21 protein-coding genes are annotated in these 22,218 nt (G+C 73.0%); 13 read left to right on the top strand and 8 right to left on the bottom strand.

Annotated features, from left to right (window positions below; genetic code table 11):
* Window positions 1-181 precede the first annotated feature (181 nt).
* From AB0D99_RS21195 to AB0D99_RS21185, 3 genes are all read left to right on the top strand, one after another.
* The gene (locus AB0D99_RS21195) at window positions 182-1,255 is read left to right on the top strand and encodes a PP2C family protein-serine/threonine phosphatase (RefSeq protein WP_362364135.1); all 1,074 of its coding nucleotides are present in this window, start codon (window positions 182-184) and stop codon (window positions 1,253-1,255) included.
* Between the two features lie 266 nt (window positions 1,256-1,521).
* A complete protein-coding gene (locus AB0D99_RS21190; RefSeq protein WP_362364132.1) occupies window positions 1,522-2,862 on the top strand; it encodes a transcriptional regulator in 1,341 nt (446 codons plus the stop codon).
* Between the two features lie 51 nt (window positions 2,863-2,913).
* Window positions 2,914-3,444: an NUDIX hydrolase gene (locus AB0D99_RS21185; protein WP_362364129.1), complete on the top strand. Its 531-nt coding sequence runs from the start codon at window positions 2,914-2,916 to the stop codon at window positions 3,442-3,444.
* A gap of 85 nt (window positions 3,445-3,529) precedes the next feature.
* Here AB0D99_RS21185 and AB0D99_RS21180 read toward each other — a convergent pair whose 3' ends face one another.
* Window positions 3,530-4,390 carry a 3-hydroxybutyryl-CoA dehydrogenase gene (locus AB0D99_RS21180; RefSeq protein ID WP_362364126.1) on the bottom strand — a complete coding sequence of 287 codons (861 nt, stop codon included), beginning with the start codon at window positions 4,388-4,390 and terminating at the stop codon, window positions 3,530-3,532.
* 180 nt (window positions 4,391-4,570) lie between these two features.
* Between AB0D99_RS21180 and AB0D99_RS21175 the strand changes: the two genes are divergently transcribed.
* A complete protein-coding gene (locus AB0D99_RS21175; protein ID WP_362364123.1) occupies window positions 4,571-5,830 on the top strand; it encodes a family 10 glycosylhydrolase in 1,260 nt (419 codons plus the stop codon).
* A gap of 10 nt (window positions 5,831-5,840) precedes the next feature.
* Here the strand turns inward: AB0D99_RS21175 and AB0D99_RS21170 are convergent, their stop codons facing one another.
* A complete protein-coding gene (locus AB0D99_RS21170; protein ID WP_362364120.1) occupies window positions 5,841-6,035 on the bottom strand; it encodes a DUF1918 domain-containing protein in 195 nt (64 codons plus the stop codon).
* An 82-nt stretch (window positions 6,036-6,117) separates the two neighbouring features.
* A complete protein-coding gene (locus AB0D99_RS21165) occupies window positions 6,118-7,038 on the bottom strand; it encodes a DMT family transporter (protein ID WP_362364117.1) in 921 nt (306 codons plus the stop codon).
* Between AB0D99_RS21165 and AB0D99_RS21160 the strand changes: the two genes are divergently transcribed.
* From AB0D99_RS21160 to AB0D99_RS21145, 4 genes are all read left to right on the top strand, one after another.
* The gene (locus AB0D99_RS21160) at window positions 7,037-8,473 is read left to right on the top strand and encodes a PLP-dependent aminotransferase family protein (RefSeq protein WP_362364115.1); all 1,437 of its coding nucleotides are present in this window, start codon (window positions 7,037-7,039) and stop codon (window positions 8,471-8,473) included. The two genes, AB0D99_RS21165 and AB0D99_RS21160, sit on opposite strands and share 2 nt — an antisense overlap.
* 310 nt (window positions 8,474-8,783) lie before the next feature.
* The gene (locus AB0D99_RS21155; RefSeq protein WP_362364112.1) at window positions 8,784-9,362 is read left to right on the top strand and encodes a histidine phosphatase family protein; all 579 of its coding nucleotides are present in this window, start codon (window positions 8,784-8,786) and stop codon (window positions 9,360-9,362) included.
* Window positions 9,363-9,385: 23 nt separating this feature from the next.
* Complete coding sequence (locus tag AB0D99_RS21150; RefSeq protein WP_362364109.1) at window positions 9,386-10,174, top strand: nucleoside deaminase; 789 nt, start codon at window positions 9,386-9,388, stop codon at window positions 10,172-10,174.
* Window positions 10,175-10,181: 7 nt separating this feature from the next.
* Entirely contained in the window at window positions 10,182-11,402 is a 1,221-nt protein-coding gene (locus tag AB0D99_RS21145) for a methyltransferase (protein WP_362364106.1), read from the top strand.
* Here AB0D99_RS21145 and AB0D99_RS21140 read toward each other — a convergent pair.
* The 5 genes from AB0D99_RS21140 to rox all read right to left on the bottom strand — a co-directional run bounded on the left by AB0D99_RS21140 (window position 11,326) and on the right by rox (window position 16,925).
* On the bottom strand, window positions 11,326-12,072 hold the full coding sequence (locus AB0D99_RS21140; RefSeq protein WP_362364103.1) for a DUF2071 domain-containing protein: 747 nt from the start codon (window positions 12,070-12,072) through the stop codon (window positions 11,326-11,328). The two genes, AB0D99_RS21145 and AB0D99_RS21140, sit on opposite strands and share 77 nt — an antisense overlap.
* A complete protein-coding gene (locus AB0D99_RS21135; protein ID WP_362364100.1) occupies window positions 12,069-12,401 on the bottom strand; it encodes a metalloregulator ArsR/SmtB family transcription factor in 333 nt (110 codons plus the stop codon). The genes AB0D99_RS21140 and AB0D99_RS21135 overlap by 4 nt, the downstream gene beginning before the upstream one ends.
* 102 nt (window positions 12,402-12,503) lie before the next feature.
* Window positions 12,504-14,117: an ABC-F family ATP-binding cassette domain-containing protein gene (locus AB0D99_RS21130; RefSeq protein WP_362364097.1), complete on the bottom strand. Its 1,614-nt coding sequence runs from the start codon at window positions 14,115-14,117 to the stop codon at window positions 12,504-12,506.
* 153 nt (window positions 14,118-14,270) lie between these two features.
* Entirely contained in the window at window positions 14,271-15,104 is an 834-nt protein-coding gene (locus AB0D99_RS21125; RefSeq protein WP_362364094.1) for a sigma factor-like helix-turn-helix DNA-binding protein, read from the bottom strand.
* Between the two features lie 369 nt (window positions 15,105-15,473).
* A complete protein-coding gene (rox, locus tag AB0D99_RS21120) occupies window positions 15,474-16,925 on the bottom strand; it encodes a rifampin monooxygenase (RefSeq protein ID WP_362364091.1) in 1,452 nt (483 codons plus the stop codon).
* Window positions 16,926-17,308: 383 nt separating this feature from the next.
* Here rox and argC point away from each other — a divergent pair, with 383 nt between their 5' ends.
* From argC to AB0D99_RS21095, 5 genes are read left to right on the top strand one after another with little or no spacing between them, the layout of a single operon-like run.
* On the top strand, window positions 17,309-18,337 hold the full coding sequence (gene argC, locus AB0D99_RS21115) for an N-acetyl-gamma-glutamyl-phosphate reductase (RefSeq protein ID WP_362364088.1): 1,029 nt from the start codon (window positions 17,309-17,311) through the stop codon (window positions 18,335-18,337).
* The gene (gene argJ, locus AB0D99_RS21110; RefSeq protein WP_362364085.1) at window positions 18,334-19,485 is read left to right on the top strand and encodes a bifunctional glutamate N-acetyltransferase/amino-acid acetyltransferase ArgJ; all 1,152 of its coding nucleotides are present in this window, start codon (window positions 18,334-18,336) and stop codon (window positions 19,483-19,485) included. The genes argC and argJ overlap by 4 nt, the downstream gene beginning before the upstream one ends.
* Window positions 19,482-20,402, top strand: a complete 921-nt coding sequence (gene argB / locus AB0D99_RS21105; protein WP_362364082.1) for an acetylglutamate kinase — start codon at window positions 19,482-19,484, stop codon at window positions 20,400-20,402. The genes argJ and argB overlap by 4 nt, the downstream gene beginning before the upstream one ends.
* The gene (locus AB0D99_RS21100) at window positions 20,399-21,598 is read left to right on the top strand and encodes an acetylornithine transaminase (RefSeq protein WP_362364079.1); all 1,200 of its coding nucleotides are present in this window, start codon (window positions 20,399-20,401) and stop codon (window positions 21,596-21,598) included. Before argB ends, AB0D99_RS21100 begins: the two co-directional genes overlap by 4 nt.
* A 7-nt stretch (window positions 21,599-21,605) precedes the next feature.
* Entirely contained in the window at window positions 21,606-22,142 is a 537-nt protein-coding gene (locus tag AB0D99_RS21095; protein ID WP_361847393.1) for an arginine repressor, read from the top strand.
* Window positions 22,143-22,218: the final 76 nt, after the last annotated feature.

Genomic DNA, 22,218 nt, shown 5'->3' with positions numbered 1-22,218 from the left:
CCGTGCGGGTGGCGGACGGGTGGCGTGGCGCGGCGCGCCGGGGGCGCTCACTCCTTCGGGTGAGATGTCCGGTCGCTGTTCCCCGGTGCCCCGTGGGGTCGGCAGAATCGACGCGGCCACAGGGGCGGGCCTGTGTGCCGCAGGGCCTTCGGGCGCTGCAGGGCCTCAGGAAGGGCCGTGCATGAGCCGTACCAGGACGTTGCTCTCCTACGACTCCCGGCTGCGTCGGCTGGGACCACTCGTCCTTCCCACCCTCTGGGGTGCCGTGGCCGTGACCTGGAAACTCGTCTGTCCCCTCGCCCAGCAGCCGGGCCTGCCGATGCGCATCGCGACCAGCGTGGTCTTCTTCACCGTCGGCACCGGGCTGATCCTCGGCATCCGCCGCGGACTCTCCCGCGAGCTGGAGCGGATGAGGGCCATCGCCGACGCCACCCAGCGCGTGCTGCTGCGCCCACCCGCGCCCCGGCTCGACGGCCTGTCCGTCGCCGCCGGGCAGCTCTCGGCGTCTCGGGGCGCGTCCGTCGGCGGTGACCTGTACGAGGCGGTGGCCACGCCCCACGGGGTACGGGTCGTCATCGGGGACGTCCGGGGGCACGGTCTGGCCGCCCTCGGCGCCGTCGTCGCCGTGCTCGGCAGTTTCCGCGAGGCCGCCCACGACGAGCCCGAACTCGGCGGTGTCCTGCGCCGGCTCGACCGGGCGCTCGCGCGGCATCTGCGCGAGCGGGCCCGCGACGAACACCCGGCGGCCTGCGCAGGGCGCGAGCCGGAGCATCCCGCGGCCGAGGAGTTCGTCACCGTACTGCTCCTGGAGATCCGCCCGGACGGGGAGGTGTACGCGCTCAACTGCGGCCACCCCGGCCCCTACCGCCTCGGCCACCGGGTGGAGCCCGTCGCCGTCGGCGAGCCGCTTCCGCCGCTCGGCGCCTTCCCGCTGCCGGCCGACCTCTGCGCGTACCGCTGCACCCGGCTCCTGCCGGGCGAGGCGCTGTTCCTGCACACCGACGGCGCCGAGGACGCCCGTGACGGGGCCGGTCGCTTCTTCGCCCTCGAAGCGGTGCTGGCCGAGGCCGCCGACGCCTCCCTCTCGCCCGCCGCGCTCGTCCACCGGGTGCACACCGCGCTCCTGCGGCATACCCGTGGCCGACTCGCCGACGACGTGGCCCTGTTGGTGGTCCGCAACGACCGGATGCGGGTTCCGGCGCAGCCCGCCGAACCCGGGCTGCGCCGTACCCGACCTGCGCCCTCCCCTCACTAGTGAGCGATGGGACATGAGGCCGGCGCCACCCGCGCTGCCACGGAGTGTCGGGCAGATCGGCAGGGCGGGTGGCGCGGTGGCCGCCGTACTGTACGAGGGGGAGCCGGCGGCCCTTTCGCCTTGCGGCGAGGCGCTCAGTCAACCGGTCCCGGCGGTGCCGCGGCAGAGTGCACGGACCGGAAGAACGGGCACTTCATTCACACCCCGTGCGAAACCACCCGCGGCTACGCTGGGCGTGCCCGCGGACCGAGCCACTCGGAGGGGCCATGCAGCCCAATACCCTGCTCGACGCCCTGCTCGACGAGGCGGGCGTCTCCCATGCCGGACTGGCCGCCCATGTGAACCAGGCGGGCCGCTCCCGGGGCCTCGCCCTGCGGTACGAACACACGGCCGTCGCCCGCTGGTTGAAGGGCCAGCGGCCGCGCGGACAGGTCCCCGACCTGATCTGCGAGGTGCTGGCCGCGCGGCTGCACCGGGCGGTCACCCTCGACGACATCGGACTGGGCGTGCCGGGCGGCGGAGCCCTCGCGCACGGTTCCCCGCTCTCGGGCTTCGTCGAGCGGGCCACCGCGCTCTGGCGCTCCGACGAGCAGCAGCGGCCGCACATACTCGGTGCGCAGGCCGTCACGGGCACCCCGGCGGTGATGCCGGTCTGGGAGTGGGAGAACCCGCCGGAGGACTCCGACGTGTCCCGCGACGGCCGGACGCGGGTGTCGATGGCCGACATCACGATGCTCCGAGCGGCCCGGGCGCACTACGAGCAGATGTACCGGAAGGCCGGCGGGATCGCGACCCGGGTGCGGATCGTGGGCTTCCTCAACGCCGAGACCGCGCCGCTGCTCCGGGGCGCGTACAGCGATGGACTGGGCCGTCAGCTGCACCGCGCCACGGGTGGACTGGTGGCGGTGGCCGGCATCTGCGCGTACGACTCCGACGCCCACGGACTGGCGCAGCGCTACTTCCATCAGGCGCTGCGGCTCGCGAAGGCGAGCGGTGACCGGGGGCTCGGCGCGTATGTGATCGCGCTGCTCGTCAACCAGTCGTTGTTCATGGGGGAGTACCGGCAGGCGGTGGCGTTCGCCGAGGCGGCGCTGCGCGCGGCGGGTGGGCAGATCACCCCGGCGCTCGCCGCCGATCTCTCCGCGATGCAGGCCAAGGCGTACGCCCATCTCGACGACAAGGCGGCCGCGTTGACCTGCATCAGGCGGGCGGAGGCGGAGGCGGAGCGGATCAGCCCGGGACACGAGCCGGCCGAGACCGGCTATGTGCAGCCGGGGCTCGTCAATGTGCAGGTCGCCGAGGCGCTGCTCAGTCTGGGTGATCTTCCGGGGGCGCGGGAGCACGCGCGGGCGGCCGTGGAATCGCCGGCGCACGACCGGGGCAGGGTGCACCGGTTGGCGATGCTGTGCCAGATCGAGTTGCGGCAGGGCGAGGCGGACGAGGCGGCGCGGACGGCGGTGGAGATGACCGAACGGGCGGGCGGCATGGAGTCCCAGCGGCTGCGTGACCGGCTGCGGGCCGTACGGGAGCACCTGCTGGCGAGCGACTGCGGGGACGCGCGTGAGGCGGCCGAACTCATCGACGGAGCGCTGCGCGTTCCCCTGTGAGCCCTGGGCTGCTGCCATATTGCCACCGACCAATCGGAAGGTGGCAAAAACGTGCAGTGGACGAAACTGAGCGAACAACCTGTCTATGAGAACCGCTGGTTCCGGGTGAACCTCGCGGACGTCGAACTCCCGGACGGCCGCCACCTCGACCACTATCTGATCCGGCTCCGCCCGGTCGCCGTCGCGACCGCCGTCAACGAGGCCAACGAAGTCCTCATGCTCTGGCGGCACCGCTTCATCACCGACAGCTGGGGCTGGGAGCTGGCGGCGGGGGTCGTGGAGGACGGCGAGGACCTGGAGACGGCCGCGGCCCGCGAGATGGAGGAGGAGACGGGCTGGCGCCCGGGCCCTCTGCGTCATCTCCTCACCGTCGAGCCGTCCAACGGCCTCACCGACGCCCGGCACCACCTGTACTGGACCGAGGAGGCCACGTACATCGGCCCGCCCGAGGACGACTTCGAGTCCTCGCGGCGTGAGTGGATACCGCTCAAACTGGTCCCCGACATGATCGCCCGGGGGGAGATCCCGGCGGCCAACATGGCCGCCGGTCTGCTGATGCTGCACCATCTGCGGCTCGGCTGACGCACCGGCCCGGCGGACAGTGCGCCAGGAACGCCGAACGGCCCGTACCTGTGCGTGTGTACGGGCCGAACGGTGATCTCGGGGCTCAGGCGTAGGGGTAGAAACCCGAGCCGGTCTTGCGGCCGAGCCGGCCCGCGTCCACCATCCGCTGGAGCAGCGGCGGGGCGGCGTACAGCGGCTCCTTGTACTCGGTGTACATCGAGTCGGCGATCGACACGATGGTGTCCAGGCCGATCAGGTCGGCGAGCTTCAGCGGGCCCATCGGGTGGGCGCAGCCGAACTCCATGCCGTTGTCGATGTCCTCGCGGCTCGCGATGCCCGACTCGAACATCCGGATCGCGGAGAGCAGGTACGGGACCAGCAGCGCGTTGACCACGAAGCCGGACCGGTCCTGCGCGCGGATCGCGTGCTTGCCGAGCACCTTCTCGGCGAAGACCTGCGCACGGCTGATCGTGCCCTCGGAGGTGGTGAGGGCCGGGATCAGCTCGACGAGCTTCTGCACCGGGGCCGGGTTGAAGAAGTGGATGCCGATGACCTGGTCGGGGCGCGAGGTCGCCACCGCGAGCTTCACCAGCGGGATCGAGGAGGTGTTGGAGGCGAGGATCGCGTCCTGCCGGGTCACCACCTGGTCGAGCACCTGGAAGATCTCGGTCTTGACCTGCTCGTTCTCGACGACGGCCTCGATGACGAGGTCGCGGTCGGCGAACTCGCCCAGGTCGGTGGTGAAGCTGAGCCGCGCCAGCGTCGCGTCGCGCTCCTCCTCGCTGATCTTGCCGCGCTCGGCGGCCTTCGAGAGCGAGTTGTAGAGCCGCGTGCGACCGATCTCCAGCGCCTCGCCGGTGGTCTCGGCGACCTTCACCTCAAGGCCGCTGCGGGCACACACCTCCGCGATGCCAGCGCCCATCTGGCCGCAGCCCACCACTCCGACGCGCTCAATGTCGGCCATGGAGTCCGTCACCTCGTGCCTTTCGCTCTTCACTGGCAGCGGGCCCCGTGTGATTCCGGTGCGTCCGCCTCGACCCCCACGACGTTACCGCTCATTAACCGATGATCGATCGCCCGGGGCGGGCATGATCTGCTGGTGCGTGTGACGTATCCAACATCTGAGGGGTGACGAATGGGACCTATGGGTAGAAGGCGGTTCGTGGCGGGCGCGACATTCGCGGCGCTCTCCGTCGCCGGAAGCGGGGGTGTGGCGGACGCCGCGGGCGTGGACCGTGTCGGCGCGGCGGCGCCGGGGCGAAGGAGGCGGAGAGCGGGGAGCGAGTTCCGAGGGATGTGGATGGCGACGATCGCCAACATCGACTGGCCCTCCGGCCCGGGGCTCACCCCCGATCGGCAGCGGGCCGAACTGCGGGCCCATCTGGACATGGCCGTCGAACGCAGGCTGAACTCGGTGATCCTCCAGGTGCGGCCGAGCGCCGACGCCCTGTGGCCCTCGCCGCACGAGCCGTGGGCGGAGTGCCTCACCGGAGTGCAGGGCCGCGATCCGGGCTGGGACCCGCTGGGGACGGCCGTCGAGGAGGCCCACGAGCGGGGTCTCGACCTGCATGCCTGGTTCAATCCGTACCGAGTGGCGAATCACACGGATCCGAGCCGGCTGACCGCCACCCACCCGGCCCGGCGCAACCCGCGGTGGACCGTGACGTACGGCGGGAGGCTCTACTACAACCCCGGGCTGCCGGAGGTGCGTCGCTTCGTCCAGGACGCGATGCTCGACGCCGTCCGCCGGTACGACATCGACGCCGTGCACTGGGACGACTACTTCTACCCGTACCCGGCCGCCGGTGAGGTCTTCGACGACGACGACGCCTACGAGCGGTACGGCGGGGACTTCGCGAGCCGGGCGGCCTGGCGGCGGAACAACGTCGACCTCCTCGTCTCGGAGATGTCCGCGAGGATCAAGGAGATCGGCTCGGGGAAGACCTTCGGCATCAGTCCCTTCGGGATCTGGCGCAGCGCCTCCAGCGATCCGGCGGGCTCGGACACCCCGATGGGGCTGGCGAGCTACGACCACCTCTACGCCGACTCGCGGAAGTGGGTCAGGGAGGGCTGGATCGACTACGTCATCCCGCAGCTGTACTGGAACATCGGCTACGCCGAGGCGGACTACGCCGAACTCGTGCCCTGGTGGGACGGGGTGGTGCGGGGCACCGGCGTCGACCTCTACATCGGCGAGGCGCTGTACAAGTGCGGCGACCTCGACCAGACGACCGCCTGGCAGGACCCGCGGGAACTCTCCCGCCATCTGACCCTCGCCGAGGGCTACGCGGGCGTGGGCGGGCACTGCTTCTTCTCGGCGTCCCAGGTCATGTCGGACCGGATCGGGGCGATGGCCGCCGTGGTGGCCGATCACTACCCGACCACGGTCCTCCCGCCGCGTTAGCCGATTCGCCTCACATCTTCTCGTGGTGACGCACGACGGTGTCGGGGCCCGGCGCCATCAGGGCCTCGTGGCCGTCGTCCTCGAAACGCACCCGGTACGGAGGGGTGCCGTTCTCTCCCAGCACCTGAAGGACCTCGGCCGTACGGTCGTGCTGACCGACGGTCCGGCCGTGCACCAGCAGTTTGTCGCCCACTGTCGCTTGCATCGGGTGACCTCCTCGCGGCCGTGCCTGCCCTACTTCGGAGTCTACGTCCGCCATTGTGACCCGCATCACCCCCGGGCGCGCGTCAGTCCTTCGCGCGCTGGGTCACCGCGATGCAGACCAGGACCGCGACGGCGGCGAGCGGGGCGGCCAGGGGAAGGGTCTCGCCCAGCAGCGAGACCGACCAGACCAGCGTCAGCAGGGGCTGGGCGAGCTGGAGCTGACTCGCCTTGGGGATGCCGATCGCCGCCATCCCCCCGTACCAGACGTACATGCCGAAGAGCGTGGAGCCCGCCGCGACCCACACCAGCCCGATGAGGCCGTGGGCGCTCATCCGGACGGGCTCCACGGAGAGCGCGACCGCCGAGCCCACGACCATGAGCGGCAGGCAGAGGATCAGAGCCCAACCGATGACCTGCCAGCCCGGCATGATCCGGGCGAGCCTGCCGCCCTCGGTGTAGCCGGCCGCGCAGACCAGGAGCGCGCCGAACAGGTAGAGATCGCCGGTGGACAGGGCGCCGCCGCTCTGCTGGACGGTGAAGGCGATGACCACCGCCGCGCCGGCGAGGGCCGCGATCCAGAACGTGCGCGACGGCCGGCGGCCCGTGCGGAACGCGGCGAAGGCCGCCGTGGTCAGGGGCAGCAGGCCGACGACCACGGCGGCATGCGAGGTCGTGGAGGTCTGCAGGGCGAGGGTGGTCAGCAGCGGGAACCCCACCACGACACCGCCGGCGACGACGGCGAGCCCCGCCCAGTGACGGCGCTCGGGCGGCCGGACCCCCGTCGCGAGCAGGAACACGCCCGCGATGAGCGCGGCGAGCGTCGAGCGCAGGGCCACCAGGGACCACGGGCCGAAGCTCTCCAGGCCCCAGGCGGTGGAGGGGAAGGTGAGCGAGAACGAGACCACGCCCAGCGCGGCGAGGACCGTGCCACGGGTCCGCGGGGAGGCGGTGGTGCTGCCGACCGCTATCGCCGTGGTGGGAGTAGCGCTATTCTGTGCTGTCATGCACGAGCGTAGCAGTGTCGGTGAACTGGCCAACTCTCTGAGGGCGGAGCTCAACCGCTACTCACCCGGAGGAAAGCTCCCGTCGAGTCGTGCCCTCGTCGAGCGCTACCGCGTCTCGCCGGTGACGGTCACCCGGGCCCTCGCCCAGTTGGCCGCCGAGGGCCTGGTCGTCACCCGGCCGGGAGCCGGGGCCTTTCGGGCCGAGCCCCGCACGCGGACCCCCGCCGTGGGGGACACCTCCTGGCAGGAGGTGGCGCTCAGCGCCGACACCGCCACCGAGCTGGTGCCCCGGGCCGTCGACGCGTCCGGCGTGCTGGTGACGCTGTCGGCGCCGCCCCCGGGCGTCGTCGAGTTCAACGGCGGCTATCTCCACCCCTCGCTCCAGCCCGAACGCGCCATGGCCGCGGCGCTGGCCCGCGCGGGGCGCCGCCCCGGCGCCTGGGGCAGGCCGCCCACCGACGGCCTGCCCGAGCTGCGCGAGTGGTTCGCGCGCGAGATCGGCGGCTCCGTGACCGCCGCCGACGTGCTCATCACGGCGGGCGGCCAGTCGGCCATCACCACCGCCCTCAGGGCCCTCGCCCCGCCCGGCACGCACGTCCTGGTCGAGTCGCCGACCTACCCCGGCATGCTCGCCGTGGCCCGCGCCGCGGGCCTGCGTCCGGTCCCGGTCCCGGCCGACGCCGACGGCGTCCGCCCCGAGCTGCTGGAAGCCGCCTTCCGGGCCACCGGTGCCCGGGTCTTCGTCAGCCAGCCGCTCTTCCAGAACCCGACCGGCGCCGTCCTCGCCACCGAGCGGCGGAGCGAGGTCGTCCGCATCGCCCGCGCGGCCGGCGCCTTCGTCATCGAGGACGACTTCGCCCGCCGACTGGTCCACGAGGACGCCGGCCCGCTGCCCGCACCGCTCGCCGCCGAGGACCCCGACGGCGTCGTGGTCCACGTCTGTTCCCTCACCAAACCGACCTCGCCCAGCCTGCGCGTCGGCGCCCTCGCCGCGCGGGGCCCCGTGCTGGAACGGCTGCGGGCGATCCAGGTCGTCGACAGCTTCTTCGTCGCCCGCCCGCTGCAGGAGGCCGCCCTCGAACTCGTCGGCTCGCCCGCCTGGAGCCGTCATCTGCGGTCCGTGTCCCAGGAGTTGAGGAACCGTCGCGACACCATGGCCGCGGCCCTCGCCCTCCACCTCCCCGAACTGGCACTGCCTCACATCCCCTGCGGGGGCTATCAGCTCTGGCTCCGGCTCCCCGACACCCTCCCCGAGACGGCCCTCGTGGCCGGCGCCCTCCGCGCGGGCGTCGCCGTCGCCCCCGGCCGCCCCTACTTCTGCGCCGAACCCCCCGGGGGACACATCCGCCTGAGCTTCGCCGGCGTGGCCGGTCCCACCGAGATCGCCGAGGGCGTGCGCCGACTGCGGACGGCAGTCGACGAGCTCAGGCCCTGAGGCGTACGACCGGGCCGCCGCCCTCCACGGCGGCCGCCCCGGGGCATCCGCCGTACGGTCCGCGCCGTACGGTCCGCGCCCGTACGGTCCGCGCCCGTACCGTCCTGGCCGTGGACGGCGGTGAGCGGCCGTGCGCGGCCCCGGTCGGCCCGCCGTACCGTCCCCCGCCGTGGACGGCGCGCACCGTATACGACCCGGACCTCCGGGCGGCGGACGGGCACCCTGTCCGACCGGCCCGCCCGCGGCGTCGGCGGGAGTCCCGGCATATGCCCTCTTGACCTGCCGGGCTTCCGGCCTCACGATCGCGGCCATGGGTCTTCGGGTCACGCTCGTCGCCGCGGCACGCAGCTCCTCGCTGCTCGCCGAGCGCTTCGACGACGACCGCCCGCTCGACGAGGCGGGCTGGTACGAGGTGCAGCTCGCCGCGCACACACTGGTCCCGCTCGGCGCGGCCGAGCTGCGCTACTGCTCCCCGACGCCCCGCAGCCGCGCCACCGGCACCGCTCTCGGCTACGCCCCGCTGGCCCAGCCCGCGCTGCGCGACTGCGACATGGGCCGTTGGCGCGGACTCACCCTCGCCGAGGTGGCCGCCCTCGAACCGGCCGCCGTGGACGCCTGGCTGGCCGACCCGCGGACCGCCCCGCACGGCGGCGAGACCCTCCTCGCCTTCATCTCGCGCATAGGGGGATGGCTCGACACCCGGCCCGCAGACGACGGCTCCATCGTCGCCGTCGCCGAACCCGCCGTCGTACGGGCGGCGCTGGTGTACGCGCTCAAGGCGCCGCCCGCCACGTTCTGGAACGTCGACGTCCGCCCGTTGTCCACGGTCACCCTCACCGGCCGCCCGGGACTGTGGCACCTCCACCTGCAGGCGGCCGTCGGACAGTAGCGGCCGGTGCCTACGATCCGGGCATGACCGAGACCGCCCCGCCCGCCCGCACCACCGACCAGGACGCCCGCACCACCGGTCAGGACGCTGGCACCGCCGCCCCGCCCGTCCGCACCGCCGGCCAGGATGCCCGCACCGCCGCTCAGGACGCTGGCACCGCCGGCCAGGACGCCCGCACCGCCGCTCAGGACGCCTTCACCGCCGCATGGAGAGCCCTGGCTCCCGCGCCCCGGCGCTCCCTCGAACTCGCGCACCGCGCGCTGCGCGCCGGGGGTCTCGCCGTGGGCTCGGTCCTCACCGACGCCGACGGCACGATCGTCGCCGAGGGCCGCAACCGCGCGTACGACCCCGAGGCGGAGGGCGCGGAGCTCCTGCGGGGCACGCCGCTCGCGCACGCGGAGATGAACGCCCTCGCCCGGGCCCGTACGGAATGGGACCTCTCCGCCCACACGCTGTGGTCCACCCAGGAGCCCTGCTCCATGTGCGCGGCGGCCGCCGAGTTCACCGGGGTCGGCACCGTGCGCTTCCTTGCCGCGGACCCCTGGGCCACCGCCACCGGACGGCCCTCCGCCTCGGCCCGCGCCCGGCTCACCGCCGAGCCGGTGTGGCGGACGGCGGCCACCGTCCTGTTCCTGCGCAGCGTCGTCGAGGCGGCCGGGACGGGTGCGGACACCGTGCGCGGGATGGCCGGGATCGACCCCGTGACGACCGCGATCGCCACCGACGACCGCTTCCCCGACGCCGCGACGCCGGAGCTCCTCCTCGGCGCCCTGTGGGGCAGCGTCACCGAGGCGGCCGAGCGGCTAGCCTGAGACCACGATGAACCGTTTGACCACGTCATGGGGCGAGTTTCCGCTCACCCGCTTCCCCGAGGACCCGCGCGACTCCCTGCGAGCGTGGGACGCGTCCGACGAGTACCTGCTGCGGCACCTGGCCGAGACGGACACCGATCTGTCCGGCGAGGTCGCCGTCGTCGGCGACCGCTGGGGCGCGCTGACCACCGCCCTCGCCGCACGCCGCCCCGGCGCACTCACCCAGATCTCCGACTCCTACCTCGGCCGCAGGGCCACCGAGGAGAACCTGGCCCGCTCGGGGAATCCACCGGGAGCGGTGGCGCTGCTCACCACCCAGGACCCGCCGCCCGAGCGCGTCGACGTCCTGCTGGTACGCGTCCCCAAGAGCCTCGCGCTCCTGGAGGACCAGCTGCACCGGCTCGCGCCCGCCCTGCACGAGGGGACCGTGATCGTCGGGACCGGCATGGTCAAGGACATCCACACCTCCACGCTCCGGCTCTTCGAGAAGATCCTCGGTCCCACCCGTACCTCGCTCGCCGCGAAGAAGGCCCGGCTGATCTTCTGCACCCCGGACCCGGGGCTGAAGCGGGCGGCCAACCCCTGGCCGTACCGGTACGAACTCCCCGCCGACGCCGCGATCGTCGCCGGCCGGGCCGTCACCAACCAGGCGGGGGTCTTCTGCGCCGACCGGCTCGACATCGGCACCCGGTTCTTCCTCCAGCACCTGCCGAAGGGTCTCGGCCGCGCCAGGGTCGCCGACCTGGGGTGCGGAAACGGGGTCGTCGGGCTGGCCGTCGCGCTCACCGACCCCGAGGCGGAGCTGGTCTTCGCCGACGAGTCGTACCAGGCCGTCGCCTCCGCCGAGGAGAACTTCCGCACCCACGCCGAGCCCGGCCGCACGGCCCAGTTCGTGGTCGGGGACGGGCTGGCGGACCTCGCGCCCGGCTCGGTCGACGTCGTGCTGAACAATCCGCCGTTCCACAGCCACCAGGCCACCACCGACCGCACCGCACGCCGGATGTTCGCCGACGCGCGGCGCGCCCTGCGTCCGGGCGGGGAGCTGTGGGTGGTCGGCAACCGCCACCTCGGCTACCACGTGACGCTGCGCCGTCTCTTCGGCTCGTGCGAACTGATCGCGAGCGACCCGAAGTTCGTGGTGCTCCGGGCCGTCAAGCGGGCAGGAGGGCGGCCGTCCCGGACCGCAGCGGGGGGAGCGGCTGCCAGCGCACCGGAACGTCACGCATGACGAGCACCGAGTCCAGCTCGGTGCTGCCTCGCGGGAAGCGGGCCGGGTCCTCGAAGTAGCTGGACCGGGCGGAGGTGATCCGCCCGGGCTCGATGCGCCAGGCGTCCGTGTCCAGCCGCATCCCGTCGAGGTGCGGTCCGGCGCTGGTGGCCGAGTAGCCCTTGCTGCCGCCGCGGAAGAACGCCGACGCCTCCTCCAGGTCGGCGAACAGCCCGCTGCCCTCCAGTCGTGCGGTGATCTCGGCGGTGACGTCCACGCGGGTGTCCCCGTCGCGGGTCGCGAACGCCACCCGCAGGGTGTCCTCGCTCTCGCGCACCTCGAAGTCCGCGTGGCCGTGCTCCCCGGGGAAGACCCGGCCGCCGGCCCATCGGTTGATGCGGGAGGCGGTGTCACGGCGCGGGATGTACACCCCGGTCTCGGTGCCGTCCGGGCCGTCCCACTCGACGGCGAACCGGTGCGCCGCGTTCTCGCTGCGCAGGCCCACCGCCGCCGGGGCCCAGGAGGGGCGCACGGAGCCGAGCCGCAGGAGGCAGATGCCGGCGACGGCGTGTCCCCGGACCAGCTGCGGGCGCAGCCCGTCGGGGAGGTGCCGGGCCGCCACCTCGGGCGCGACGCGGTAGTTGACGAGCAGCCGTCGCTCGACGACGCTCGCGAGCCGGGGCGGTCTCATGACGTGGTTCCCTTCTCACGCCACTTGGTGCGGCGCAGCACGATCTGCTCGGGGCAGACGGCGCTCAGGAACCGCCCGACACTCGCGGCGAGCCGTTCCTCCACGAGCGAGTACAGGATCCGGTTGCCGTCCCGGCGCTCCGTGACGAGCCCGGCGCCCTTGAGCACGCCCAGATGCCGGGAGATGGAGGGTGCGCTGATCGAGAACCGGCCCGCGATCTCCCCGGCGGCGAGCTCGCCGCCCCGCAGGTCCTCGAGGATCTGGCGCCGCGTCGGATCGGCGAGCGCGCGGAAGACGCTCGCGTCGTCCGTCCTGCTGTCTTCGGTCACCGGCAATGTTTAGCACATGAGCTAAATAGCTAACAACGGCACATCGCCGGGGCGGAGTCCGGTGCCGGGCCCGGGGTGCGGAACCCGGCACCGGAACCGCGACTACGCCAGGGACACCAGCTCCCGGTACTCCTCGTTCCAGAGGTCCTCGTCCGCGCCGGGCAGCAGCAGTACCCGTTCCGGACGCAGCGCGTCGATCGCCCCCTCGTCGTGCGTGACCATCACGATCGCGCCCGGGTACGTGCCCACGGCGGCCAGGACCTCGTCGCGCGAGGCCGGGTCCAGGTTGTTCGTGGGCTCGTCCAGGAGCAGGACGTTCGCTCCGGAGTGGACGAGACCGGCCAGCGCGAGACGGGTCTTCTCGCCGCCCGACAGGACCCCGGCCGGCTTCTCGACGTCGTCGCCCCGGAACAGGAACGCCCCCAGCACCCCCCGTACCTCGGCGTCCGTCAGCCGCGGAGCCGCGGCGGCGAGGTTCTCCCGGACCGTGCGGTCCCGGTCGAGGGTCTCGTGCTCCTGGGCGAAGTACCCGACCCGCAGCCCGGCACCGCGCACCACCCGCCCCGCGTCGGGCCGCTCCCGCCCGGCCAGCAGCCGCAGCAGCGTCGTCTTGCCCGCGCCGTTCAGGCCCAGCACCACGAGCCGGCTGCCCCGGTCCACGGCGAGGTCGACGCCCTCCAGCACCGGGCGGCCGCTTCCGTACCCCTTGGTGAGGGAGACCGCGCCCAGCGGCATCCGGCCGCACGGCGCGGGTTCCGGGAGTCGGATGCGGGCCACGTGGTCGGCCCGCCGCGCCGGTTCGAGGCCCGACAGCAGCCGGTCCGCGCGGCGGGCCATGCTCCTGGCCGTCGTGGCGGTCGCGACCCGGGACTTCATCCGCTCCGCCTGCGCGTGCAGGGCGGCCGCCTTCCGTTCGGCGTTGGCCCGCTCGCGGGTCCTGCGGCGCTCGTCGGCGTCCCGCTGGGCGAGGTACGCGGCCCAGCCGGTGTTGTGGATGTCGATCGCGGCGCGCTGCGGATCGAGGTGGAAGACCCGGTTGACCGTGTCGGCCAGCAGGGCGACGTCATGGCTGATCAGCACCAGACCGCCCTGGTGCGCGGCGAGGAAGCCGCGCAGCCAGCCGATCGAGTCGGCGTCGAGGTGGTTGGTCGGCTCGTCGAGCAGCAGGGTGCCCTCGCGCCCGTGGCCCGCGAACAGGATCCTCGCCAGCTCGACCCGCCGCTTCTGCCCACCGGAGAGCGTGCCGACGGCCCGCCCCATCACCTCGGTGGGCAGTCCGAGGCCGGCGGCGACCCGGGCCGCCTCGGCCTCGGCCGCGTATCCGCCGCGGGCCTCGAACTCCGCCTCCGCACGGGCGTACACGGCCATGGCGCGCGCGGCGTCGGCGCCCGCGCCGGCTTCGCCGAGCGCGACCGCCGCCGACTGCAGGGCGTGCGCCGACCGGTCGAGTCCGCGCGCGGACAGGATCCGGTCCGAGACGGTGACGGACGGATCGGCGGCGCGGGAGTCCTGCGGGAGATGAGCGATCCCGCCGGTGTGGGTGACGCTTCCGGCGGCGGGGTGGCGCAGCCCTGCCAGGGTGTCGAGAAGGGTGGTCTTCCCGGCGCCGTTACGGCCGACGAGGCCGATCCGGTCGCCGGGGGCGATGTGGAAGGAGAGGTCGGACAGCAGCAGACGGGCGCCGACGCGCACGTCGGCACCGCGAACGGTGATCATGGGGTAACGCTCCGAAACAGCAGAAGGACACACGGGTGGCGTGGAAGCGGGTCCTTGAGCTAGGAGATTCGGGGCGTAGACATGCCGTCGAGGCTAACGGAGGGTGCGGGGGACCCGCATCGGAATTTCGTCCGGGCCGACGGAGCCGGACGCTCAGCACTCCGGGAAGACCAGGTCGAGCCCCCGCAACCGCTCCTCGTCCGTCGTGAGGTCGAGGACCGTGATCCGCTCGCCGCGGATCGTGAACGCCACCGCGGCGACCACGCGTCCCTCCCTGAACGCCGCGACTCCCGGAGCCCCGTCCACCAGCGCCGGTCTCGCCACCGGGGCGAGCGCGGCGAACGCGGCGGCCCCCTCGGCGACCGCGGGCGCGCCGTGGACCGCGCCCTTCCCGGAGTACGCCACGACATCGGGGTCCAGGACGGCGGCGAGCGCGCGCGCGTCCCGCGCGCGGGCGGCCGCGAGGAACACCTCGACGACCGTGCGCCGAGGCGGCGGAACGGGGTCCGGCTCCTGCCCGTCGGAACCCCGCACCCGGAGCCGGGCGCGGCGGGCGAGGAGCCCCGCCTCCTCGGCCGTACGGCCGGTGATCCGCGCGACCTCCGCGAGCGGCAGGCCGAACAGGTCGTGCAGGGCGAACGCCAGCCGCTCGTCCGCCGCCAGGGAGTCCAGGACGACCAGCAGCGCGAGCCACACGGAGTCGACACCGTCCTGCGCGGGCGCCTGCGTCTCCGGCCGCTCCGGCCGAGGGACCGCCCCACCCCGCCCGTACGCCCGCGTCCCCCGCTGCGTGAGCCTGCCGACGCACACCCGCCCGACGGCGACCGCCAGCCAGCGATCGACCTCGCCGAGCCGGGCCCGCGCCTCGTACAACGCCTCCTCCGCCTCGCCGTGCGATCCGAGCAGGCGGAGCGCGACGGCCCGCAGCCGGTCCCGGTGGGCGTCGAACCGGCCGGCGAGGAACTCGTGGTCGTCCATGGCGGTCATCACTCCTCGTCGCTTCCGTCGGTGCGATGACGTGCGCGAGGGGCGGGGTGTGACGGCGGCCCGGCATACGGCCGGCGGGACCCGGGCCCTCGCACCCCGCCGGACCCTCAGGCCCTGCGCCCGACCGCCGGGTCCCCGTGTTCCGTGAGGTTCGTGTCGCGCCCGGCGCCCTCGCCCGGCGGGTCACCGACGGCTTCGTGGTCCGCCGTGCCGGGGGCGCCTTCCGCGCCGTCCTCCCGCCGCGCGGGCCGACACGGAGGGAGGTCCTCCGGCCGCGCGCGAGGACGACACGGAGGGAGGTCCTCCCGCCGCGCGGGCCGACGCGGCGGGGGAGCCCCGAGCGGGACGCCGAAGGGCCACATCCGCGGCTCAGCCGGCCGCGGAGCCGAACCACTCGGGCAGCTTCCCGAGCAGTTCCCGCTGGTCCGCACCGACCCATGCCACATGGCCGTCAGGCCGCAGCAGCACCGCGGGAACGTCGAGCTCCTCGGTGGCGTCGACGACGTGGTCCACCCGGTCCTCCCAGCCCGCCACCGAGAGGTCGCCGGTCCGGTCGAGCAGCAGACCGCGGCCGCTGCGCATCCGCTCGTAGAGGCGGCCGTGCTTCAGCCCCAGATCCCGCATCCGCCGACCGAGCAGCTCGTGGCCCTCACCGAAGTCGTAGCGGACCGTGATCGCGGTGATCTTCTCGATCAGGTAGCGGTCCACCTCCTCGATCTCCACCAGCTCCGCCAGGAGGCGGCGTACCGCCTGGGCGCCCGGCTCGGTCGACATCAGCTGGATCTGCGCACGGGTGTTGTCCAGGACGTCGGCGGCCACCGGGTGGCGCTCGGCGTGGTAGCTGTCGAGGAGCCCCTTCGGAGCCCAGCCGTCGACCTCGGCGGCCAGCTTCCAGCCGAGATTGAACGCGTCCTGGATGCCCAGGTTGAGTCCCTGCCCGCCGGTCGGCGGATGGATGTGGGCCGCGTCGCCGGCGAGGAGGACCCGCCCGACGCGGTAGCGCTCGGCCTGCCGCGTGGCGTCGCCGAAGCGGGAGAGCCAGCGCGGGGAGTGCGCGCCGAAGTCGGTACCGGCGAAGGCGATCAGCCGCTCCTTGAACTCGTCCAGGGTCGGCGGGGTCGCCCGGTCCTCGGCCACCCCCTCGGCGGGCACCACGACCCGGTACACCCCGTCCCCGAGCGGCATGGTGCCGAACCGCTTCTGCGTCCGGCGGACCTCGGCCACCACGGCGGCCATCTCCTCCGCGGGCGTGGTCAGCTCCATCTCGCCGAGCAGCGTCTCCACCCTGGAGGGCTCTCCGGGGAAGGGGACGCCGAGCAGCTTGCGCACCGTGCTGCGGCCGCCGTCGCAGCCGACGACGAAGCGCGCGCGCAGCGTCGTCCCCGCCCCGTGGCCGGGCGTCCCCCCGTCGGCCAGCTCGACGGTCACCCCCTGGTCGTCCTGGCTGAGCCCGACCAGTCCGATGCCGCGCCGGATCTCGGCGCCGGCCTCGGTGGCGTGCTCGGCCAGCAGGCGCTCGGTGACCTGCTGGGGGATGGCGAGGACGTACGAATGGGCGGTGTCCAGCTGGGCCGGCCACGCCTTGCTGAGCCCCGCGAAGAAGCCGCCCGCCGTGACCTGCTGCCCGAGCGAGAGGAAGCGCTCCAGCAGACCGCGCTGGTCCATGACCTCGATGCTGCGCACATGCAGACCCTGCGCGCGGGACTGCCGGGTCGGCTCCTCCTCCTTGTCCACCACGAGCACCCGCACACCGTGCAGCCGCAGCTCGGAAGCGAGCATCAGGCCGGTCGGTCCGGCACCGACCACGATCACGTCCCACATGAGAACCGCCCCGTTCGACAAAACTGACGTACACCGTGAACACCGCGTAACCGCAGATCCCGGAGTTGACCCGGCGATTCTGCGCCACGAGGGGGGCCTTGCCGCAAGACCCCCCTCGTGCTATACGTTGAGAGTGGCAAGGAGTGGGTGACCAACCTCCTTGCCTTTGTCATTTGTCCGCCACGCGCCGTCCGCTGTGGACGGACGGGCTCCTCCCGAAGCGGTCTCGCGCGGCGTGCGGCGATACCGGCGGTCCGGGAGGTCTCCATGGGCCCGCGGATGCGGTCACGAACCGGACTCTTCACCTCCGTGGATCCGCGCGCACGGCTTTGCATAAAACTGCGCATCTGCGTATAGTCATGCCATCCAGGAGGAGGGTTTCGATGACGGTACGAGCAGCAGTGGCGGGCGCGAGCGGATACGCGGGGGGAGAGCTCCTGCGTCTGCTCCTCACCCACCCCGACGTGGAGATCGGCACCCTGACCGGCCACTCCAACGCCGGGCAGAAGCTCGGGGCCCTCCAGCCCCACCTCCTCCCGCTCGCCGACCGCGTCCTCGCGCCGACCACCGCCGAGGAGCTGGCCGGGCACGACGTCGTCTTCCTCGCGCTGCCGCACGGGCAGTCCGCCGCCGTCGCCGAGCAGCTCGGCCCCGACGTCCTCGTCGTCGACATGGGCGCCGACTTCCGGCTGCGCGACGCCGCCGACTGGGAGACGTTCTACGGGTCCCCGCACGCCGGGACCTGGCCCTACGGCCTTCCCGAACTGCCGGGTGCCCGTGCCGCGCTGGAGGGGTCCAAGCGCGTCGCGGTGCCCGGCTGCTTCCCCACCGCCGTCTCGCTCGCGCTCTTCCCCGCGTACGCGAACGGCCTCGCCGGGCCCGACGCCGTGATCGTGGCCGCCAGCGGCACCTCCGGTGCGGGCAAGGCCCTCAAGCCGCACCTGCTCGGCAGCGAGGTCATGGGCTCCGTCACCCCGTACGGCGTCGGCGGCGGCCACCGGCACACGCCCGAGATGAGCCAGAACCTCAGCCCCCTGGCCGGCGAGCGGGTCACCGTCTCGTTCACGCCGACCCTCGTCCCCATGCCGCGCGGCATCCTCGCCACCTGCTCCGCGCCGGCGAAGCCCGGGACATCGGCCGAGGCGGTACGGGCCGCGTACGAGAAGGCGTTCGCGGACGAGCCGTTCGTCCACCTGCTGCCCGAGGGCCGGTGGCCCTCGACGGCGTCCGTGCAGGGTTCCAACGCCGTTCAGGTCCAGGTCACGTACGACGGGACCGCGAACCGCATCATCGCGATCAGCGCCATCGACAACCTCACCAAGGGCACCGCCGGCGGCGCGGTGCAGAGCATGAACATCGCCCTCGGGCTCCCTGAGGACACCGGACTTTCCACGATTGGAGTCGCTCCGTGAGCGTCACCGCAGCGAAGGGATTCACGGCAGCGGGCATCGCCGCCGGAATCAAGGAGAACGGCAACCCGGACCTGGCCCTCGTGGTCAACACCGGGCCCCGCCGCGCCGCCGCCGGCGTCTTCACCTCCAACCGCGTCAAGGCCGCGCCGGTCCTGTGGTCCCAGCAGGTGCTGACCACAGGCGAGCTGGCGGCCGTCGTCCTCAACTCCGGCGGAGCCAACGCCTGTACGGGCCCGCAGGGCTTCCAGGACACCCACGCCACCGCCGAGAAGGTGGCCGAACTCCTGGAGGTCGGGGCCGGCGAGGTCGCCGTCGCCTCCACCGGCCTCATCGGCCTGCTGCTCCCCATGGACAAGGTCCTCACCGGCGTCGAGAAGGCGGTCGGCGAGCTCTCCGAGCACGGTGGCGAGAAGGCCGCCATCGCCATCAAGACCACCGACACCGTCCACAAGACCTCCGTCGTCACCAAGGAGGGCTGGACCGTCGGCGGCATGGCCAAGGGCGCCGGAATGCTCGCCCCCGGCCTCGCCACCATGCTCGTCGTGCTCACCACCGACGCCGACGTGGCCGCCAAGGACCTGGACACGGCCCTGCGGCAGTCCACCAAGGTCACCTTCGACCGGGTCGACTCCGACGGCTGCATGTCCACCAACGACACCGTCCTCCTGCTGGCCTCCGGCGCCTCCGGCATCACCCCGGCGTACGAGGAGTTCGCCGAGGCCGTCACCGCCGTCTGCCAGGACCTCGCGCGTCAGCTCATCGGCGACGCCGAGGGCGCCAGCAAGGACATCCGCATCGAGGTGATCAACGCCGCGACCGAGGACGACGCCGTCGAGGTGGGCCGCTCCATCGCCCGCAACAACCTCCTCAAGTGCGCCATCCACGGTGAGGACCCCAACTGGGGCCGGGTGCTCTCCGCCATCGGCACCACACGGGCGGCCTTCGACCCCGACCGGCTCAACGTCGCCATCAACGGCGTGTGGGTCTGCAAGAACGGCTCCGTCGGCGAGGACCGCGACCTCGTCGACATGCGCTTCCGTGAGGTCACCATCACCGCCGACCTCGCCGCCGGCGCCGAGTCCGCCGTCATCTGGGCCAACGACCTCACCGCCGACTACGTCCACGAGAACAGCGCGTACTCCTCATGAGCGACTCCACGAACCCCACCCGCAAGCACACCGCGCTCCCCAAGGCCCAGATCCTCATCGAGGCGCTGCCCTGGCTGACCCGCCACCACGGCAAGACGGTCGTCATCAAGTTCGGCGGCAACGCCATGATCGACGACGAGCTCAAGGCGGCCTTCGCCCAGGACGTCGTCTTCCTGCGCCACGCCGGGCTCAAGCCGGTCGTCGTGCACGGCGGCGGACCCCAGATCAGCGCCGCGCTCGACCGGCACGGCATCGTCAGCGAGTTCAAGGCCGGTCTGCGGGTCACCACCGAGGACGCCATGGACGTCGTACGGATGGTCCTCGCCGGCCAGGTCCAGCGCGAGCTCGTCGGGCTGCTCAACCAGCACGGTCCGCTCGCCATCGGCATGACGGGCGAGGACGCGCACACCATCTCGGCCACCAAGCACCAGCCGGTCATCGCGGGCGAACAGGTCGACATCGGCCGCGTCGGCGAGATCACCGCCATCGACACCGGCGCCATCCAGGCGCTCCTGGAGGACGGCCGGATCCCGGTCATCTCCTCCATCGCCCGCTCCGAGGACGACGGACATGTCTACAACGTCAATGCTGATACGGCGGCTGCGGCTCTCGCTGCGGCGCTGGGCGCCGAGACCCTGATGGTCCTGACCGACGTCGAGGGCCTCTACGAGGACTGGCCGCACAGCGACGAGGTCATCAGCAGGCTCACCGCGAGCCAGCTGGAGAAGCTGCTGCCCGATCTCTCCAGCGGCATGGTGCCCAAGATGGAGGGCTGTCTGCACGCGGTACGGAACGGGGTCACCACGGCCCGGGTGATCGACGGTCGCGTCCAGCACTCGATCCTGCTGGAGATCTTCACCGACTCGGGCATCGGCACGATGGTCGTGCCCGACGAGACGACGGGGGACGGGGAATGAGCAACGCGGAACTGAGCCGGCGGTGGCAGGGCTCGCTGATGGACAACTACGGCACGCCGAAGCTGTCGCTCGTCCGCGGCGAGGGCGCCAAGGTCTGGGACGCCGACGGCACCGAGTACCTCGACTTCGTCGGCGGCATCGCGGTCAACGCCCTCGGCCACGCCCACCCGGCGGTCGTCGAGGCCGTCTCGCGGCAGATCGGCACGCTCGGCCATGTCTCCAACCTCTTCGTCGCCGAACCGCCCGTCGCCCTCGCCGAACGGCTGCTCCAGCTCTTCGGCCGGCCCGGACGGGTCTTCTTCTGCAACTCGGGGGCGGAGGCCAACGAAGGCGCCTTCAAGATCGGCCGGCTGACCGGCCGGAAGCACATGGTCGCCACCCAGGGCGGCTTCCACGGCCGGACCATGGGCGCGCTCGCGCTCACCGGTCAGCCCGGCAAGCAGGCCCCGTTCCAGCCGCTGCCCGGCGACGTCACGCACGTCCCGTACGGAGACGTCGACGCCCTGCGCGCCGCCGTCACCGAGGACACCGCGCTGGTGATCATCGAGCCGGTGCAGGGCGAGATCGGCGTCGTCGTCCCGCCCGTCGGCTACCTCCGGGCCGCCCGCGAGATCACCCGCGCCACCGGCACCCTCCTCGTCCTCGACGAGGTCCAGACGGGTGTCGGCAGGACCGGCCGCTGGTTCGAGTACCAGGGCCACGACGGGGTCGACCCCGACATCGTCACCCTCGCCAAGGGCCTCGGCGGCGGGCTGCCGCTCGGCGCCACCGTCGCCTTCGGCGAGGCGGCCGAGCTCTTCACGCCCGGTCACCACGGCACGACCTTCGGCGGGAACCCGGTCGCCTGCGCCGCCGGCCTCGCCGTGCTGGACACCCTCGCCACCGGTGGAACGCTCGACGAGGTGAAGCGGCTCGGCGAGAAGCTGCGCGGCGGAATCGAGGGTCTGAACCACCCGCTGGTCTCCCATGTCCGTGGTGAGGGCCTTCTGCTGGGTATCGTGCTCACCGAGTCCCTCGCGCCCCAGGTGCAGCAGGCGGCTCAGGACGCCGGTCTCCTGGTGAACGCGCCCGCCCCCGATGTCGTACGGCTCATGCCGGCACTGATCATCACCGACGCGGAGGTGGACGCGTTCCTGGCAGCGCTGCCCGGTGTCCTCGACGAAGCGGTGAACGGGGAAGGACGAACCGGAGAATGAGACGACGATGACCGACGCGCAGGAATCCGAGCACGGAGGGCCGTCCGTTCCGCAGACCCGCACCGCACGCCATCGCAGGATCGTCGACATCCTCAACCGGCAACCGGTGCGCTCGCAGAGCCAGCTGGCCAAGCTCCTCGCGGACGACGGGCTGAGCGTCACCCAGGCGACGCTCTCCCGCGACCTCGACGAGCTCGGCGCGGTGAAGATCCGCAACACCGGCGGCGAGTTGATCTACGCGGTACCCAGCGAGGGCGGCTTCCGCACCCCGCAGGCGCCGCTCGGCGAGTCCGCCAAGGAGGAGCGGATGCGCCGGCTCTCCGGCGAACTGCTGATCTCGGCGGAGGCATCCGCCAACCTGGTGGTCCTGCGGACCCCGCCGGGGGCCGCCCAGTTCCTCGCGTCGGCCATCGACCAGGCCGAACTCCACGCGATCCTCGGCACGATCGCGGGAGACGACACGCTGCTGCTGATCTCCCGTGACCCGGCGGGCGGCCAGGCCCTCGCCGACCACCTGCTGCGGCTCGCGCAGAACGACCGCTGAGGACGGGCGGGGTGCGGACCGACGACCGTCGGGGCGCCGCCCGCCCCCGCCCCCGGGCGGGGCGCAGCCGGGCCGC

This window comes from Streptomyces sp. NPDC047971, assembly GCF_040653355.1.
GTDB lineage: Bacteria > Actinomycetota > Actinomycetes > Streptomycetales > Streptomycetaceae > Streptomyces.
This window is presented reverse-complemented; position numbering and strand designations above follow the sequence as displayed.